Annotated in this window: 13 protein-coding genes; 1 reads left to right on the top strand and 12 read right to left on the bottom strand. The window is 71.6% G+C overall.

Annotated elements, in window-relative coordinates:
* Positions 1-55: 55 nt before the first annotated feature.
* Complete coding sequence (locus ABZ861_RS01345; RefSeq protein ID WP_361621691.1) at positions 56-1690, bottom strand: ABC-F family ATP-binding cassette domain-containing protein; 1635 nt, start codon at positions 1688-1690, stop codon at positions 56-58.
* A gap of 362 nt (positions 1691-2052) precedes the next feature.
* On the bottom strand, positions 2053-2247 hold the full coding sequence (locus ABZ861_RS01350) for a hypothetical protein (protein ID WP_361621694.1): 195 nt from the start codon (positions 2245-2247) through the stop codon (positions 2053-2055).
* A gap of 217 nt (positions 2248-2464) precedes the next feature.
* Between ABZ861_RS01350 and ABZ861_RS01355 the strand changes: the two genes are divergently transcribed.
* Entirely contained in the window at positions 2465-4591 is a 2127-nt protein-coding gene (locus ABZ861_RS01355; protein ID WP_361621697.1) for a prolyl oligopeptidase family serine peptidase, read from the top strand.
* 215 nt (positions 4592-4806) lie between these two features.
* Here ABZ861_RS01355 and ABZ861_RS01360 read toward each other — a convergent pair whose 3' ends face one another.
* The 10 genes from ABZ861_RS01360 to ABZ861_RS01405 all read right to left on the bottom strand — a co-directional run bounded on the left by ABZ861_RS01360 (position 4807) and on the right by ABZ861_RS01405 (position 16593).
* The gene (locus ABZ861_RS01360; RefSeq protein WP_361621700.1) at positions 4807-5841 is read right to left on the bottom strand and encodes a dipeptide ABC transporter ATP-binding protein; all 1035 of its coding nucleotides are present in this window, start codon (positions 5839-5841) and stop codon (positions 4807-4809) included.
* Positions 5834-6808 carry an ABC transporter ATP-binding protein gene (locus ABZ861_RS01365; RefSeq protein ID WP_361621703.1) on the bottom strand — a complete coding sequence of 325 codons (975 nt, stop codon included), beginning with the start codon at positions 6806-6808 and terminating at the stop codon, positions 5834-5836. The genes ABZ861_RS01360 and ABZ861_RS01365 overlap by 8 nt, the downstream gene beginning before the upstream one ends.
* Positions 6809-6815: 7 nt before the next feature.
* The gene (locus ABZ861_RS01370; protein WP_361621706.1) at positions 6816-7814 is read right to left on the bottom strand and encodes an ABC transporter permease; all 999 of its coding nucleotides are present in this window, start codon (positions 7812-7814) and stop codon (positions 6816-6818) included.
* On the bottom strand, positions 7807-8730 hold the full coding sequence (locus tag ABZ861_RS01375; RefSeq protein WP_361621709.1) for an ABC transporter permease: 924 nt from the start codon (positions 8728-8730) through the stop codon (positions 7807-7809). Before ABZ861_RS01375 ends, ABZ861_RS01370 begins: the two co-directional genes overlap by 8 nt.
* Before the next feature lie 6 nt (positions 8731-8736).
* Positions 8737-10356: an ABC transporter substrate-binding protein gene (locus ABZ861_RS01380; protein WP_361621712.1), complete on the bottom strand. Its 1620-nt coding sequence runs from the start codon at positions 10354-10356 to the stop codon at positions 8737-8739.
* A gap of 402 nt (positions 10357-10758) precedes the next feature.
* Positions 10759-11904 carry a dipeptide ABC transporter ATP-binding protein gene (locus tag ABZ861_RS01385; protein WP_361621715.1) on the bottom strand — a complete coding sequence of 382 codons (1146 nt, stop codon included), beginning with the start codon at positions 11902-11904 and terminating at the stop codon, positions 10759-10761.
* Positions 11897-12949, bottom strand: a complete 1053-nt coding sequence (locus tag ABZ861_RS01390) for an ABC transporter ATP-binding protein (RefSeq protein ID WP_361621718.1) — start codon at positions 12947-12949, stop codon at positions 11897-11899. Before ABZ861_RS01390 ends, ABZ861_RS01385 begins: the two co-directional genes overlap by 8 nt.
* Before the next feature lie 11 nt (positions 12950-12960).
* Entirely contained in the window at positions 12961-13902 is a 942-nt protein-coding gene (locus ABZ861_RS01395) for an ABC transporter permease (protein ID WP_361621721.1), read from the bottom strand.
* The gene (locus ABZ861_RS01400) at positions 13895-14824 is read right to left on the bottom strand and encodes an ABC transporter permease (protein WP_361621724.1); all 930 of its coding nucleotides are present in this window, start codon (positions 14822-14824) and stop codon (positions 13895-13897) included. The genes ABZ861_RS01395 and ABZ861_RS01400 overlap by 8 nt, the downstream gene beginning before the upstream one ends.
* 137 nt (positions 14825-14961) lie before the next feature.
* Positions 14962-16593 (bottom strand): ABC transporter substrate-binding protein, encoded by a 1632-nt coding sequence (locus tag ABZ861_RS01405; RefSeq protein ID WP_361621727.1) that lies wholly within the window; start codon positions 16591-16593, stop codon positions 14962-14964.
* Positions 16594-16966: the final 373 nt, after the last annotated feature.

Below are 16966 nucleotides of genomic sequence, written 5' to 3' on the forward strand. Positions count from 1 at the left end.
CGGCCCGCGCTCCTGGACCTCCTGCGGCACGAGATCCGGCGCCCGCACTCGCGACTCACCCGCTCGCCGCGTCGGCGGGCAGCGGCGAGTGCACACCTCGGTGGAGGGTCAGGCGGGCGCCGTGCCAGCGGCGGAGCAGGCGGCGGTCGTGGCTGACGATCACCAGGGCGCCGTCGTAGGCGTCCAGGGCAGCTTCCAGCTCCTCGACGAGGGCGGGGGAGAGATGGTTGGTGGGCTCGTCGAGCAGCAGGACGTCCGACGGTTCGCTGACCAGCCGTGCCAGGGCGAGACGCTGGCGCTGCCCGGTGGACAGGGCGCCCACCCGCACGGTGAGCTGGTCGTGGCCGAACAGGCCGAGGGAGAGCAGCCGCTCGGCGTGCTCGGCCGGGTGTCCCGCTCGGCCGCGGGCGAAGGCGGCCAGCAGCGTGTCGTCCGGTCGGCCGGGCCGCGGCTCCTGCGGGAGGAAGCCGACCCTGCCCCGGCGGACGACGGTCCCGCCGCCGGGCGCCACGTCCCCGGCCAGGACGCCCAGCAAGGTGCTCTTGCCCGCTCCGTTCGGCCCGGTGATCAGCAGGCGCTGCCCGGCGGCGACCGTGAGCGACGTACGGCCGAGCCGGGCCGGGACGCTGACGCCGGCGGCCTCCAGCGCGACGCCCGGCGCGTGGTCCGCCCGCAGCACCGCGGCGAAGCGCAGCGGCTGCGGAGGCGGCGGGACGGGGTCCGCCAGCAGACGGCGCAGGCGTTCCTCGGCCTGGCGCACCCTGCTGGCCACCGACTGCTGCACGCGGCCCGCCGCCCGGCCGTAGGCCATCTTGTTGCCGTCCTTGATCGGCCGCCCCGGCGCCACCCGGCGGGCGGTGGTCGCGGCGGCCTCCCGGAACCGGTCCACGTCGTCCTGCCACTGGGCGTGCGCCTGGGCCCAGCGCCGGCGGCCCGCCGCCTTCTCGGCGAGGTAGCCGGCGTAGCCGTCGCCGTACCGGACCACGCTGCGCCGGTCGGCGTCCACCTCCAGCAGGCTGGTGGCCACGCGTTCGAGGAAGACGCGGTCGTGGCAGACCGCCACCGTGGCGCCCTGCCGGGCGCGCAGGTGCTCCTCCAGCCAGCCGAGGGCGTCGTCGTCGAGATGGTTGGTGGGCTCGTCCAGCAGCAGCACCTCCGGGCTCGGCGCCAGCACGGCCGCCAGGCGCAGCCGGGCCTGCTCGCCGCCGGACAGGCTGCCCACCGCGCGGGCGTGGTCCAGCGCCCCCAGGCCGAGGCCGTGCAGGGCGCGCTCCACGCGGGCGGCGGCCTCGTAGCCGCCGCGCAGTTCGAAGACGGTCAGCAGCTCGCCGTACTCGGCCAGGCCCGACGTGTCGCCGTCGGCCATCGCGGCCTCCAGGCGGCGCATCCGCCGCTCGATCGCGCGCAGTTCCCCCAGCGCGCGGTCGACGACCTGCCGCACGGTCGCGCCGGGCGGCAGGCGTCCCTCCTGCGGGAGGAAGCCGACGCCGCCGTCGGCGTGGACGACGACCGCTCCCTGGTCGGGCCGCTCCAGCCCGGCGAGCAGGCGCAGCAGGGTGGTCTTCCCGGACCCGTTCTCACCGACGATCCCGGTGCGCTCACCAGCGGCGAGGGCGCACGTCACCGAGTCGAGGACGAGCCTGCCGCCCAGGGATTTACTGACGGAGAGGGCGGTGATCTGTGTGGGCATACGAGGACTCCGAAGCATTCGGGGACGAGACGGCCCGCATGGGCCGCTGAACCGGATGAACGCTTCGGAAGATCATCGACTGCTCCACTGGTGCGACAGCAAGTACGGGGAAGACGCTGACATGCCGCCGAGCCGCCGGGCAACCGAATTCCAGGCCCAAGGGCCCTCGGCCGCGGTCGGCGGCGCGGTGCGGCGAGGCCGACGAGACGCGTGTGCCTGCGCCAAGTCCCTGTCAGGGAACGCCGTTTGACCGGCCGACCGCACCGTCGCCGGACGTCCGCACAGGACCGTGCGGGCGCCCGGCGACGCCGAGGCACCGAGGCACCGAGGCACCGAGGCACCGAGGCACCGGGCGCGCCTGCTCAGAACTTGATGCTGCCGATCATCCCCGCGATGTTCGTGGTGAGTTGGTGGATCGTCGGGGCGATCGTGGAGGACGCGAGGTAGAAGCCCAGGAGCATGCACACGATCGCGTGGCCGGCTTTGAGGCCGGACTTCTTGATCATCAGGAAGACGATGATCGCCAGCAGCACCACCGCCGAAATCGAGAGCGCCACGGCGGCTCACCTCCAAAGATCCCTGAACACGGGAGGGTCGGGGGTCGGGGGGGCAGGGTCGGACGAGCGAACGCAAGTGAATCCGGTGAATCCGATGACGCCGCACAGCGGGCAGCAGGTTCATACCCACCGTGCGGTAGTGATCATAACGATCCACACGCGCGCACCGTCCCGCGCACGGCCGCACGAGGGGGCGCATGGCCAATATGGTCGGGGCATGACCACCGAGCCTGTCTCCTTCCCCCGGCGCCACGCGCGCACCCAGCGGTTCACGCTCGGCGCGCCGCGTGCGTTCACCGTGGCGCCCGACGCCTCCCGCGTCGTGTTCCTTCGCTCCGACTCCGGTACCGACACGGCCGGTTCGCTGCGGGTCCTGGACCTGCCCGGCGGGCGGGAGCGCGTGGCGGCCGATCCGCGCGCCCTCCTCGGCGGCGCCGGGGAGGACCTCTCGCCCCAGGAGCGGGCCCGCCGCGAACGCAGCCGCGAGGGCGGCGCCGGGATCGTCGGCTACGCCACCGACGCGGCCGTGGAGTTGGCCTCCTTCGCCTTGTCGGGGCGGCTTTTCACAGCCGAGTTGCGGGCCGGAACCGCCCGGGAGCTGCCCGTGCCGGGGCCGGTGATCGACCCGCGCCCCTCCCCGGACGGCCGGCACGTCGCCTACGTCGCCCAGGGCGCGCTGCGGGTCGTGGGCGCCGAGGGCGAGGGCGACCGGGCGCTCGCCGAGCCGGAGTCCGAGGGCGTCGCCTACGGGCTCGCCGAGTTCGTCGCGGCCGAGGAAATGGGGCGCTCGCGCGGCTTCTGGTGGGCGCCGCAGGGGGACCGGCTGCTGGCGGCGCGGGTGGACGACACGCCGGTGAGGCAGTGGTGGATCTCCGATCCCGCCCACCCCGAGCGGGAGCCCGTCCAGGTCCGGTACCCGGCCGCCGGGACGGCCAACGCCGACGTGCGGCTGTTCGTGATCGGGCTGGACGGGACGCGGACCGAGGTCGTCTGGGACCGGGACCGCTACCCGTATCTGGCGCGGGCGCACTGGTCGGCGGCGGGCGCTCCGCTGCTGCTCGTGCAGGCGCGGGACCAGCGCGGCCAGGCGTGTCTGGCCGTGGACCCGGACTCGGGGGCGACCCGGATGGTGCACGCCGACGAAGATCCGGTCTGGCTTGATCTTTTTCCCGGCGTGCCCTGCTGGAGTCCGTCCGGACAGCTCGTGCGGGTGGCGGACGAGGGCGGCGCCCGGGTCCTGACGGTCGGCGAACGGCCGCTCACCGGCGCCCAGTTGCACGTCCGCGCGGTGCTGGACGTGGGCGACGAGGACGTTCTGGTCACCGCGTCGGCCGGGGCCGAGGCCGCGGACCCGGAGACCGGCGAGGTGCACGTCTACCGGGTCAGCGAGCTGGGCGTGGAGCGGGTGAGCCAGGAGCCGGGCGTGCACACGGCGGTGCGCTCCGGGGAGGTGACCGTGCTGGTCTCCGCGACGCTGGACCGGCCCGGCGCCCAGGCCCGGGTGCTGCGGGACGGCGCGCGGAGCGCGGTCATCGCCTCGCACGCCGAGGATCCGGGTCTCACCCCGCGCGTGATCCTCACCCAGGGGGGCGCACGGCAGATTCCGTGCGCCGTGCTTATGCCTAAGGACTACCCCCGTGACACTGCCGCCGCGCCGCTGCCGGTCCTCCTCGACCCCTACGGCGGCCCGCACGGCCCCCGCGTGCTCGCCGCGCACAACGCGCACCTCACTTCCCAGTGGTTCGCCGACCAGGGGTTCGCCGTGGTCGTCGCCGACGGCCGCGGCACCCCGGGCCGCTCCCCCGCCTGGGAGAAGGCCGTCCACCGGGACTTCACGGTCACCCTGGACGACCAGATCGAGGCGCTGCGGGACCTCGCCGAGACCCATCCGCTGGACCTCGGCCGGGTGGCGATCCGCGGCTGGTCCTACGGCGGCTACCTCGCCGCCCTGGCCGTGCTGCGCCGCCCCGACGTCTTCCACGCCGGCATCGCGGGCGCCCCGGTCACCGACTGGCGGCTGTACGACACCCATTACACCGAGCGCTACCTGGGCGATCCGGCCGCCGACCCGGAGTCGTACGCCCTGAGTTCGCTCGTCACCGACGACGGGCTGTCCGCGGCGGCCGAGCCGCACCGTCCGCTGATGATCGTGCACGGTCTCGCCGACGACAACGTGGTCGTCGCGCACGCGCTGCGGCTGTCCTCCGCGCTGCTGGCAGCGGGGCGCCCGCACGAGGTGCTGCCGCTGTCCGGGGTCACCCACATGACGCCGCAGGAGCAGGTCGCGGAGAACCTGCTGCTGCTCCAGGTGGACTTCCTGAAGCGGTCCCTGGGTCTGGCCTGAGCGACGGGCGCCGGACCCGGGCGCTGGGACCGGGGAGCGGGATCGGACGCCGGAACCGGGGAGCGGGACCGGACGCCGGGACCGAGGAGCGGGCACGGCAACGGGCCGGGGCGACATGACGCGCCCCGGCCCGTTTCACGGCACCCGCACGGCCGTACGTCCTTCACCGTGCCGCGCGCGTATATCGGCCGCGCTTCCGCCGAGTTGCCGATGCGTTAAGCCGGCGTCCGCCGCTCCTCCGCGAAGAGGCAGGCGGAGTCGTGGGCCGCCGGGCCGCCGGCGCCGCGGAACCGTTCCGGCACGGCCAGCGCGGGGACCTCGCGGGCGCAGCGCTCCCGGGCCTTGAAGCAGCGGGTGCGAAAGCGGCAGCCGGAGGGCACGTCGGCCGGGGAGGGCACGTCGCCGGTGAGGACGATCCGCTCGCGGCGCTCGCGCCCCTCCGGGTCGGGCGCCGGCACGGCGGACAGCAGCGCCTGGGTGTAGGGGTGGGTGGCGTGGTCGTAGATCTCCTCGTCCGTGCCCGTCTCGACGACGCGGCCCAGGTACATGACGGCGACCCGGTCGGAGATGTGCCGGACGACCGACAGGTCGTGCGCGATGAAGACGTACGACAGGTCGAACTCGTCCTGGAGCCGCTCCATCAGGTTGATCACCTGCGCCTGCACGGAGACGTCGAGCGCGGAGACCGGCTCGTCGGCGACGATGATCTCGGGGCGCAGCGCGAGGCCGCGGGCGATGCCGATGCGCTGGCGCTGGCCGCCGGAGAACTGGTGCGGGTAGCGGTTGACGTACTCCGGGTTCAGGCCGACGACGTCGAGCAGTTCCCGCACTCTCCGGCGCCGGTCGCCCTTCGGGGCCGCCTCGGGGTGGATCTCGAAGGGCTCGCCGACGATGTCGCCCACCGTCATGCGCGGGTTGAGCGAGGTGTACGGGTCCTGGAACACCATCTGGATGTTGCGGCGCACCGCCTTCAGCGCCCGCCCGGACAGCGTGGCGACGTCCTCGCCGCGATAGCGGATCTCGCCCGCCGTGGGCCGCTCCAGGCTGCACAGCAGCCGCGCCACGGTCGACTTGCCGCAGCCGGACTCCCCCACGACGCCCAGGGTCTCGCCCCCGGCGAGGTCGAAGTCGACGCCGTCCACCGCCCGGACCGCGCCGACCTGTCTGCGGAAGAGGACGCCCCGGGTGAGCGGGTAGTGCTTGACCAGCCCCCGCACCCGCAGGATCGGCTCGGACCGCGGCTCAGCCATCCAGGCACTCCCTCCAGAAGTGGCAGGCGGCGCCGCGCCGTTCGTCCACCGGGTACAGCGGCGGCCGGTCGGTGCGGCACACGTCCCGGGCGAGCGGGCAGCGCGGGTGGAAGGCGCAGCCGGAGGGGATGCGGGCGAGGCTGGGCGGCAGGCCCTTGATCGCGTACAGCTCCCGGCCCTTGCGGTCCAGGCGCGGCACGGAGTCGAGCAGGCCGCGCGTGTAGGGGTGGGCGGGGCTCTTGTAGAGGGCGTGCACGGGGGCGGACTCGACGATCCGGCCCGCGTACATCACCGCGATCCGGTCCGCGACGTCGGCGACCACGCCCAGGTCGTGGGTGATCAGGATCAGACCTATGGCGTAGGACCGCTGCAACTCGGCGAGCAGGTCCATGACCTGGGCCTGGACCGTCACGTCCAGCGCGGTGGTCGGCTCGTCCGCGATGACCAGCGCCGGTTCCAGGGCCAGCGCCATGGCGATCATGACGCGCTGGCGCATGCCGCCGGAGAACTGGTGCGGGTAGTCGCGCACGCGCTGCGCGGCCGCCGGGATGCGCACCCGGTCCATCAGCTCCACCGCCCGCCCGCGGGCGTCCTTGCGGGACATGCCCCGGTGCACGGTGAACATCTCCGCGAGCTGGGCGCCGACGGTCATCACGGGGTTCAGCGCGGACAGCGCGTCCTGGAAGATCATCGCGAGGCCGGCGCCGCGCAGCCTCCGCCGCTCCTCCTCCTTGAGCGCCAGCAGGTCCCGGCCCTGGAAGAGGATCCTTCCGCCGGCGATCCGGCCGGGAGGCGTGTCGAGGATGCCCATGACGGCCTGCGCGGTCACCGACTTGCCGCAGCCGGACTCCCCGAGCACGGCCAGCGTCTCGCCCGCCTCCACCTGGAAGGAGACGCCGTTGACCGCGTGCGCGACGCCGTCCCGGAGGCGGAACTCCACGCGCAGGTCGTCGACTTCGAGCAGCACGCGGCCGTCACCTCAGCTTCGGGTCGAGGGCGTCGCGCACCGCGTCGCCGAGCATGATGAAGGCCAGCACCGTGATCGCCAGCGCCCCGGCGGGCCACAGCAGCGCGTGCGGGGCGTTGCGGATGTAGGGCGAGGCGGCGGAGACGTCGATGCCCCAGGACACGCTCGGCGGCCTCAGCCCCACGCCGAGGTAGGACAGGGTGGCCTCCAGGGCGATGTACGTGCCGAGCGCGAGGGTGGCGACCACGATCACCGGGGCGACCGCGTTGGGCGCGATGTGGCGCAGCAGGATGCGGGCGGGCGAGGCGCCCAGGGCGCGGGCGGCCTGCACGTAGTCGTGCTGGCGCGCGGCGATGACCGAGCCGCGGGCGATGCGGTAGATCTGCGGCCAGCCCAGCAGCACGATGAACCCGACGACCGGCCAGACGGTGTCGCTGGTCACCACCGACAGCAGCACCAGTCCCCCGAGGACGACCGGGACGGCGAAGAAGACGTCGGTGAGCCGCGACGCCACCGCGTCCCACACTCCGCCGAAGTACCCGGCGAGGCCGCCCAGCACGGACCCGAGGACGGCTGCTCCGAGGGTGGCGCAGACGCCGACCGTGACGGAGGCGCGGGCGCCGTGCACGGTGCGGGTGTAGACGTCGCAGCCCTGGCCGTCGAAGCCGAACGGGTGGCCCGCGCGCGGCCCGTCCTGTGCGCGGGCCAGGTCGCACCGCAACGGGTCGCCCGGGGCGATCAGCGAGGGCCAGAGGGCGATGAGCAGCAGGAAGCAGATCACCAGCGCGGAGAGCAGGAAGACGGGGTTGCGGCGCAGGTCGTGCCAGGCGTCGGACCACAGCGACCGCGGCCGGTCCCGCGGTCCATCCCCGCGCGGACCGCCCGGCCGCGCGTCCCGTTCCCGGCTGGTCGCCTCGCTCGCCGCCAGGTCCGTCCCGCCGCCCGTCCCGGCGCCCGCGACGGCGCGTCGGGGCTCGTGAGGCTCGTGGGGCTCCTGCTCAGGCATAGCGGATCCTCGGGTCGAGCACGGCGTACAGCAGGTCGACCAGCAGGTTGGCGACCAGGAAGACGAGCACCAGGACGGTGACGAAGCCGACGACCGTCTGCGTGTTCTGGCGCAGGATGCCCTGGTAGAGCTGGTAGCCGACGCCGTGCACGTTGAAGATGCGCTCGGTGACGACGGCGCCGCCCATCAGCGCCCCGACGTCGGTGCCGACGAAGGTGACCACGGGGATCAGCGAGTTGCGCAGCAGATGCCGGACGATCACCCGGCGCCGCGGCAGGCCCTTGGCGACGGCCGTGCGGACGTAGTCGGCGCGCAGGTTCTCCGCGAGCGAGGTGCGGGTCAGCCGGGTGACGTAGGCGAGGGAGACGGAGGCGAGGACCAGGCCGGGCACGATCAGCTCGTCGAAGGACGCCTCCGGCGGCGCCGAGGGGCGGATCCATCCCCACTGGACGCCGAGCAGCAGTTGCAGCAGCAGGCCGGTGACGAAGGTGGGCACGGAGACGACCACGAGGGTGCCCAGCAGGACCGCGGTGTCCACCGGCCGGCCGCGGCGCAGCCCGGTCACGACGCCCAGGCCGACGCCGACGACGACCTCGAAGACGACGGCGACGAGGGTGAGCCGGACGGTGACGGGGAAGGCGGCGGCCATCAGCGCGGTGACCGGCTGGCCGTTGAACGCGGTCCCGAAGTCCCCGGCGAAGACGTTCCCCAGGTAGACCGCGTACTGCCGCCACAGCGGCTGGTCGAGGCCGAACTCCCGGGTGAGCTGGGCCGCGGTGGCCGAGTCGCAGGCGCGTTCGCCGCACAGCCCGGCGACGGGGTCGCCCATCACGTTGACCATCAGGAAGATCAGCAGCGTGGCCCCGAAGAACACCGGGACCATCTGGAGCAGGCGCCGTGCGACGTAAGGTCCCATGGCGGCTCAGCCGACCGTGATCTCGTCGTAGACGGGGACGCTGAAGGGGTTCAGCGCCACGTGGTGCAGCCGGTCGGAGTAGCCGGCGCTGCCGTTCTGGTACCACAGCGGGATGGCGGCCATCTCGTCGCGGACCACGCCCTCGGCCTGCTGGAACAGGCCGATCGCCCGGCGCCGGCCGGTCTCGGCGTTCGCCTGGTCGACGAGCCGGTCGAAGCGCTGGTCCGACCACCTGCCGTCGTTGGAGGAGGCGCCGGTGTAGTACAGCGGCTGGAGGAAGTTCTGGATCAGGGGGTAGTCCATCTGCCAGCCGGCCCGGAACGGCCCGGTCATCCGGGAACGCGAGATCTGGTCGCGGAAGTCGGCGAAGGTCCCGACCGGACTCCCCACGCAGGCCCGGTCGTCGCCGAGCGCGTTGTCGATGGAGTGGCACACGGCGTCCACCCACTCCTTGTGCGAGCCCGAGTCGGCGTTGTACGCGATGCGCACCTGGCCGCCGGGCAGGCCGCCGCCCTCGCGGATCAGCTTGCGCGCCCCGGCGGGGTCCCAGGCGCAGGCGTGTCCGCACAGCCCGGCCCGGTAGCCGCCGTCCGCGCCGAGGACGGGCGAGGTCCAGTCGGTGGCCGGGGTGCGGGTGCCCCGGAAGAGCGTCCTGGTGATCTGCGCCCGGTCGACGGCCATGGACAGCCCGGTGCGGACCTTGCGCGCCCCGGCGCTGCGCCACGCCGGGTCGTAGTACGGGAACGCCAGGGTCTGGAGGATGCCGGCCGGCGTGTCGATGTAGCGGCCCGCGAGGTCGGAGCGCACGTTCTTGAGCTGGCCGGCGGGGATGTCGTCGACCAGGTCGAGGTTGCCGGCGAGCACGTCGGTGTAGGCGGTGTCGGCGTCGGTGTAGACCATCAGGGTCACGCCGTCGTTGCGCGCCTTGTCCGGCCCGGGGTAGCCGTCCCACTTCTTCAGGTACATCTGCGCGCCCTGGGTGTACGACGCGATGGTGTACGGCCCGTCGCCGACGGGCTTGTCCAGCCACGCCCGGTGGTGGGTGAAGAAGGTCCGGGGCAGCGGGGCGAAGGCGGCGTATCCCAGGGTGTCGGGGAAGCCGGAGAACTTCTGGTTCAGCCGGACGGTGAAGGTCCGCGGGCCGGTGACGCGCAGCCCGGACAGGGTGTCGGCGCGCTGCGCGCCGGTGTCGGGGTGGACCTGGTCGTAGCCCTCGATGTAGCCGAAGAAGTAGGCGTTCTTCTGGTGGTCGCGCAGGCTCGCGCCGTAGTTCCAGGCGTCGACGAAGGACCGCGCGGTGACCGGTTCGCCGTCGCTGAACCGCCAGCCGTCCTTGACGGTGACGGTGTAGGTGCGCGCGTCGGAGGCGGCGATCCGCTCGGCGAGCATGTTCTCGGCCTTGCCGGTCCTCGGGTCGTACCGCTTCAGGCCGCGGAAGACCATGTCGAGCACCTTGCCGCCCTGCACCTCGTTGGTGTCGGCCGGCTCCAGCGGGCTCTGCGGGTCGCCCCAGGACGCGCTGAGCACGCTGCCCCCGGCGGGGCCGGGGCCGCTTCCGCAGGCGGCGAGCGGCAGCGCGGCCGCCGCCAGCCCCGCGGCGCACGCCACGCGGAGACCTGCGCGCATGGGCGGCTCCTGCGGGGACGGCGGGCGGGCGGCGGCCGGGGCGCCGCGCCCGGACGGACCGGCGACCCTTTCCCATATCAGCAGACAAGCCGCGTATCGGATGGTCGCCGCACCGGCCCGGGACCGCGGTGCAGCCGTACGGCGCGCAGCCGCACGGGTCAGCCGTGCGGCTCCCCGGCGCGGGTCGGCGCGGGTCGGCCGTACGGATCGCCGGCGCGAGTCAGCCATACGGGTCGTCGGCGCAGGTCACCGGCGCAGGTCAGCCGTACGGGCCGTCGGCGCAGATCAGCGTACGGGCCGTCAGCGCGGGCGCGCGCTCCACGCACGGACGCCGGTCCCCGGCGCCCTGGGGAGGGCGCCGGGGACCGGCGTCGGTGTGCGCTCCGTCGTCGCGGCGAGGGACTACACCGCGTGGACGACGTCCTTCTCCTCGGCGAAGTGGCAGGCCGACTCGTGGGCCGCCGGGGTGTCCAAGCCCTTGAACACCTCGGGGACCGCCAGCACGGGCACTTCCTGCGCGCACTTGTCCTGCGCCTTCCAGCAGCGGGTGCGGAAGCGGCAGCCCGAGGGCGGGTTGGCCGGGGAGGGCACGTCGCCGGTGAGGATGATCCGCTCGCGGTGCTCGCGGGCCTCCGGGTCGGGCACCGGGACCGCCGACAGCAGCGCCTGGGTGTAGGGGTGCGTCGGGTGGTCGTAGATCTGCGTGTCGGAGCCGATCTCGGCCATCTTGCCGAGGTACATCACGCCGACCCGGTCGGAGATGTGCCGGACGATCGACAGGTCGTGCGCGATGAAGATGTAGGACAGGTTGAACTCGTCCTGGAGCCGCTCCATCAGGTTGATCACCTGCGCCTGCACGGACACGTCCAGCGCGGAGACCGGCTCGTCGCAGATGATGATCTCGGGGTTGAGCGCGAGGCCGCGGGCGATGCCGATGCGCTGGCGCTGGCCGCCGGAGAACTGGTGCGGGTAGCGGTTGAGGTACTCCGGGTTGAGGCCGACGACGTCGAGCAGTTCCTGCACCTTGCGGCGCCGGTCGCCCTTCGGCGCGGCCTCCGGGTGGATGTCGAACGGCTCGCCGATGATGTCGCCCACCGTCATGCGCGGGTTGAGCGAGGTGTACGGGTCCTGGAACACCATCTGGATGTTGCGCCGGACCGCCTTCAGCGCGCGCCCGGACAGCTTGGTGATGTCCTGGCCCTTGTAGAAGATCTCGCCGGAGGAGACCCGCTCCAGGTTCATCAGGAGCTTGGCCACCGTCGACTTGCCGCAGCCGGACTCGCCCACGATGCCCAGGGTCTCGCCCTGGTGCAGGTCGAAGGAGATCCCGTCGACGGCCCGCACCGCGCCGATCTGGCGCTTGAGCAGGATGCCCTGGGTCAGCGGGAAGTGCTTGACCAGGTCGCGCACCTGGAGGATGGGCTCGCCCCGCTCGACGGGCGCCTCGACCGCGGCGACCGCCTCGTCCTCGGTGGCCGCGGCGACCACCTCGACCTCGGAGACGTTGGGCGTGGCGTCGACCCCGTCGTCCTTCGTCAGCTCAGCCACGGATCGTCTCCTTCCAGAAGTGGCACGCCGAGCCGCGGCCGGGCAGCTCGGCGCCGTCCGGCTCGGTGACCGGGTGCAGCGGCGGGACGTCCGTGCGGCAGATGTCCTCGGCCTTGGGGCAGCGCGGGTTGAACGCGCAGCCGGCGGGGGTGCGCAGCAGGTTGGGCGGCAGACCCTTGATCGCGTACAGCTCCTGGCCCTTCTGGTCCAGGCGCGGGATCGAGTCCAGCAGGCCCCGCGTGTACGGGTGCGCCGGCCGCTTGTACAGCTCGTGCACCGGGGCGGTCTCCACGATCCGGCCCGCGTACATCACCGCGATCTTGTCGGCGACGTCCGCGACCACGCCGAGGTCGTGGGTGATCAGGATCAGACCCATGTTGTACTCGCGCTGCAAATCGGCGAGCAGGTCCATGACCTGGGCCTGGACCGTCACGTCGAGCGCCGTGGTCGGCTCGTCGGCGATGATCAGGTCGGGTTCCAGGGCCAGCGCCATGGCGATCATGATGCGCTGGCGCATGCCGCCGGAGAACTGGTGCGGGTAGTCGTTCACGCGGGCGGCGGCGCCCGGGATCTTCACCCGGTCCATCAGCTCGATCGCCCTGGCCTTGGCCTCCTTCTTGGAGAGGCCGAGGTGGATGCGGAACATCTCGCCGAGCTGGTAGCCGACGGACAGCACCGGGTTAAGGGAGCTGAGCGCGTCCTGGAAGATCATGGCGATCCGGCGGCCGCGGATCTTGCGGCGCTCCTCGGCGGACATCCGGAGCATGTCCTGGCCGCGGAAGAGGATCTCGCCGCGCGGGATCTTCGCGGGCGGCATGTCGAGGATGCCCATGACGGCCTGCGCGGTCACCGACTTGCCGGAGCCCGACTCGCCGAGCACGGCCAGGGTCTCGCCGGCGCTCACGCTGTAGTTCACGCCGTTGACGGCCCTGGCCACGCCGTCCCGGGTGTGGAACTCCACGTGCAGGTCGCGCACTTCGAGCAGGGGGCCCTGGTAGCTCTCGTCGGAGACGGGGGCGGGGGCGGTGTCTTCGATGGTGGTCACGTACGCCTCCCTCAGCGCAGCTTCGGGTCGAGGGCGTCGCGGACCGCGTCGCCGAGCATGATGAACGCGAGCACGGTGAGGCTCAGCATGGCGCTGGGGAAGAACAGCACGTGCGGCGCGGTACGGATGACGGTCTGCGCGGACGAGATGTCGTTGCCCCAGGAGACCGTGCTGGCCGGCAGGCCGATGCCCAGGAAGGACAGGGTCGCTTCCAGCGAGATGTAGCCGCCGAGCGCGATCGTGGAGATCACGATGACCGGGGCCACCGCGTTGGGCAGGACGTGTCGCACCAGGATCCGTCCGGTGCCGGCGCCGAGCGCCCGCGCGGCCTGCACGAAGTCCTGCTGCTTGACGGTGATCACCGAACCGCGCATGACACGGGTGATCTGGGTCCAGCCGAGGAAGACCAGTGCGGCCACCACGGTCCACACCGTGCGGTGGGTGAAGGCGTTGAGGACGACGATCGCGCCGAGCAGCAGCGGGATGCCGAAGAACACGTCGGTGACGCGGGACAGCACGGCGTCGAGCCAGCCGCCGTAGTAGCCGGCGAGCATGCCCGTCACGCTGCCCAGGAGGGCGACGCCGAGGGTGGTGAAGATGCCGACGACGATCGAGGCGCGGGCGCCGTAGAGGGCACGGGAGTACACGCTGCGGCCCTGGCCGTCGTAGCCGAACCAGTCGGCCTGGCCCAGGTGGCTCCAGTTCGGGCCGGTCAGGTAGTGGTGCGCGAGGTCCGCGTGCTTGGGGTCGGTGGAGGTGAACAGGCCCGGAGCGATCGCGATGACGATCAGCACGACGATCAGCACACCCGAGATCACGAAGAACGGGTTGCGGCGCAGGTCCCGCCATGCGTCCGACCAGAGGCTGCGCGGCTTCTCCGGGGAGGGGTTCGGCGGCGCCGCGGCGGTCACCGCGCTCTCCAGGGCCGCTTCGGTGGTGAGTGCCTCAGACATAGCGGATCCTCGGGTCCAGGACGGCGTAGAGCAGGTCGACGAGGAGGCTGGAGACCAGGTAGACGATCACCAGGACGGTGACGATGCCGACCACCGTGGTGTTGTCGGACTGGTTGATCGACCGGTACAGCGTGTTGCCGATGCCGTGCACGTTGAAGATGCCCTCGGTGACGATGGCGCCGCCCATCAGGGCGCCCAGGTCGGTGCCGAGGAAGGTGACCACCGGGATCAGCGAGTTGCGCAGCAGGTGGACGCCGATGACGCGGCGGCGCGGCAGGCCCTTGGCCACGGCCGTGCGCACGTAGTCGGCGCGGAGGTTCTCGGCGATGGAGGTCCGGCTGAGCCGCGCGACGTACGCGAAGGACAGCGAGCCGAGGATGATGCCCGGCAGCAGGAGCTGACTGATGTCGTTGGAGTCCTGCACGGTCGGGGTCACCCAGCCGAGCTGGTTGCCGAAGACGGTCTGCGCGACGAAGCCCAGCACGAAGATCGGGATGGACACCAGGAAAAGGGTGATGACCAGGACGAGCTTGTCGTAGAACTTGCCGCGGTGCAGACCGGACAGCAGGCCCAGGGCCAGGCCGACCACGATCTCGATGGCGAAGGCGACCAGGGCGAGCCGGACCGTCACCGGGAAGACCTCGGACATGACGTCCACGACCTTGCGTCCGGTCACGAAGCTGGTGCCGAAGTTCCCCTGGAACACGTTGCTGATGTAGTGCCAGTACTGCTCCAGCACCGGCCGGTCCAGCCAGTACTCGTGACGCAACTGTGCCATCGCCTGGGGATCGGCGGGCCGGTCGCCCCACAGCGCCCGCACGGGGTCGCCTGGCAGGGAGTAGACCATCAGAAAGATGAGCAGAGTGGTCCCGAAGAAGACCGGGATCATCTGGAGCAGTCGCCTCGCGACGTAGCGCCCCATCGAGCCTCCATTGTGAGCCGTTCAGACGGCCGCACCTGCCGCGGTCACCTGGGTGTGGGAGGTGCGGCCGTCGATCGTGAACGGTGGGGCGCCCGCGGCCAGCGCGGGCGCCTCGGTGAATCGACCGTAACGGCCCTTTACTTCTTGAAGACCTCGACGTCCGCGTAAACCGGCTTGCCGAAGGTGTCGTAGCTGACGTCCTCGACGTTCTTCGAGTAGCCAGCGTTCGTCTTGTAGTACCAGAGCGGGATCGCCGGCATGTCCTTGTACAGGGCCGCCTCGGCGTCCTGGTACAGCTTGACCGACTCGTCCAGCGTAGCGGCCTTGTCAGCCTTGGCAGCGAGCTGGTCGAACGTCTTGTTGGAGTAGCCGCCCTCGTTGCCCGCCGCGGTGGTGCCGTAGAGGTCCTTGAGGAAGTTGGCGTTCAGCGGGTAGTCCTGCACCCAGCCGGAGCGGTAGAGGCTCTGGACCTTCTTCTTGGTGCGGACGTCGAGCGCCGTCTTGAAGTCGGCCTTCGAGTCGCCGTCGCACTTGACGCCGGTGTTCTGGGTGATGTTGGCGCACACGGCCGTCACCCACTCCTTGTGACCGCCGTCGGCGTTGTACAGGATCGAGATGGTCGCGTTGGCGCCGCCCGCCTCCTGCACGAGCTGCTTGGCCTTCGTCGGGTTGTAGACGCAGGCGTCGCCGCAGGCGTTGGCCTTGTAGCCCTCGACGGCCGGCGGGACGTAGCCGGTGGCGGGCTCACGCGAGCCGGCCAGCACCGTCTTGGTGATGGTGGCGCGGTCGATGGCCATGGACAGGCCCGCGATGAACTTCCCGCGGTCCTTCAGGCTCTTGATCGTCGGCGCGTACTCGGCCACGGCGATCGTCTGGATCGCGTTCTGCGGGGCGTCGACGGCGCGCTTGCCGAGGTCCTGGTGGTACTTGGCCATGTCGGTCGGCGCGACCTGGTCCAGCACGTCCAGGTTGTCGGAGACGGCGTCCTGGTAGGCGGCCTCAGAGGTCGTGTAGAACTTGAAGTCGATGCCGCCGTTCTTCGGCTTCGGCCCCATGTACTTGTCGTACCGCTTGACCTGGAAGTCCTGGTTGTGGTTCCACTTCACGAACTGGTAGGCGCCGTTGCCGATCGGCTCCTGGCCGAACTTCTTCGGGTCCGAGTAGAACGCCTTGGGCAGCGGGTAGTAGGCGCTGTAGCCCAGCTTGTAGGTCCAGTACGGAACCGGGTTGGCCAGCTCGACCTTGATGGTGTAGTCGTCCGGCGTGGTCAGACCGGACATCTTGTCGGTCTTCGGGGCGCCCTTGTCCGGGTGGACGTCGGTGAAGCCCTTGATGTCCGAGAACCAGGACGCGTTCTGCTGCGCGTTCTTGGTGTCGGCGGCCCAGTTCCAGGCGTCGACGAAGGAGTGGGCCGTGACCGGCTCGCCGTTGTGGAAGGTCCAGCCCTTCTTCACCGTGATGGTGTAGTGGCTGGCGTCGTCCTGCTTGAGGGATTCGGCGACCAGGTTCTCCAGCTTGCCCGACTTGGCGTTGTAGTCGGCGAGGCCGCTGAAGAGGGCGTCGGTGATGTGGCCGCCGCCGGTCTCCATGACGTTGGCCGGCAGGATCGGGTGCTGCGGCTCGTTGCTCTGGTAGCTGAACGTGCCGTTCGGGTCGACCTTGCGCGAGCCGCCGTCGCCCGAGTCGCTGCTCCCGCCACCGCAGGCCGTGACTCCCAGCGCCACAACCGCGGCCATCGCCACCCACTTGGCACTCTTGGCACCGCGCATGGGTTCCTCCTCATGAGTCCATTGGTTCACCGCATGGAGGGGTACGCGACGCGTCACCGTCACCGGTGCCTGAAACGGTCAGGTACCCCGCGCTCGTGAGTCGGCGGCGCCTTCAGCGCTTGACCCGTTCACCCGAGCTCTACGCGCCTAACTATCTGCCATGCCCAGCGGGACGAACCACACCTTCGAGGTCTCGGTTCGATCACACCTGCCGCCCACTTCTTCCAAAATCCGGACAAAGGGTTTGGTGAAAGATCCATGCGAAACGGACTTGTTACACAACTATCGGGCATAGCTGTCCGTACAGCGGACAGAACGGCTGGAAAACCGGTTGCGCGAACGGCGGAGCGGATGCAGTCGACGCCGTGGGCAT

This window comes from Streptomyces sp. NPDC046985 (assembly GCF_040644415.1).
GTDB lineage: Bacteria > Actinomycetota > Actinomycetes > Streptomycetales > Streptomycetaceae > Streptomyces.

Coding starts and splice junctions, on each gene's coding strand:
- ABZ861_RS01370 (WP_361621706.1), bottom strand. CDS start 7,814: ATGCCTGAGCAGGAGCCCCACGAGCCTCACGAGCCCCGACGCGCCGTC.
- ABZ861_RS01355 (WP_361621697.1), top strand. CDS start 2,465: ATGACCACCGAGCCTGTCTCCTTCCCCCGGCGCCACGCGCGCACCCAG.
- ABZ861_RS01400 (WP_361621724.1), bottom strand. CDS start 14,824: ATGGGGCGCTACGTCGCGAGGCGACTGCTCCAGATGATCCCGGTCTTC.
- ABZ861_RS01375 (WP_361621709.1), bottom strand. CDS start 8,730: ATGGGACCTTACGTCGCACGGCGCCTGCTCCAGATGGTCCCGGTGTTC.
- ABZ861_RS01405 (WP_361621727.1), bottom strand. CDS start 16,593: ATGCGCGGTGCCAAGAGTGCCAAGTGGGTGGCGATGGCCGCGGTTGTG.
- ABZ861_RS01395 (WP_361621721.1), bottom strand. CDS start 13,902: ATGTCTGAGGCACTCACCACCGAAGCGGCCCTGGAGAGCGCGGTGACC.
- ABZ861_RS01380 (WP_361621712.1), bottom strand. CDS start 10,356: ATGCGCGCAGGTCTCCGCGTGGCGTGCGCCGCGGGGCTGGCGGCGGCC.
- ABZ861_RS01360 (WP_361621700.1), bottom strand. CDS start 5,841: ATGGCTGAGCCGCGGTCCGAGCCGATCCTGCGGGTGCGGGGGCTGGTC.
- ABZ861_RS01345 (WP_361621691.1), bottom strand. CDS start 1,690: ATGCCCACACAGATCACCGCCCTCTCCGTCAGTAAATCCCTGGGCGGC.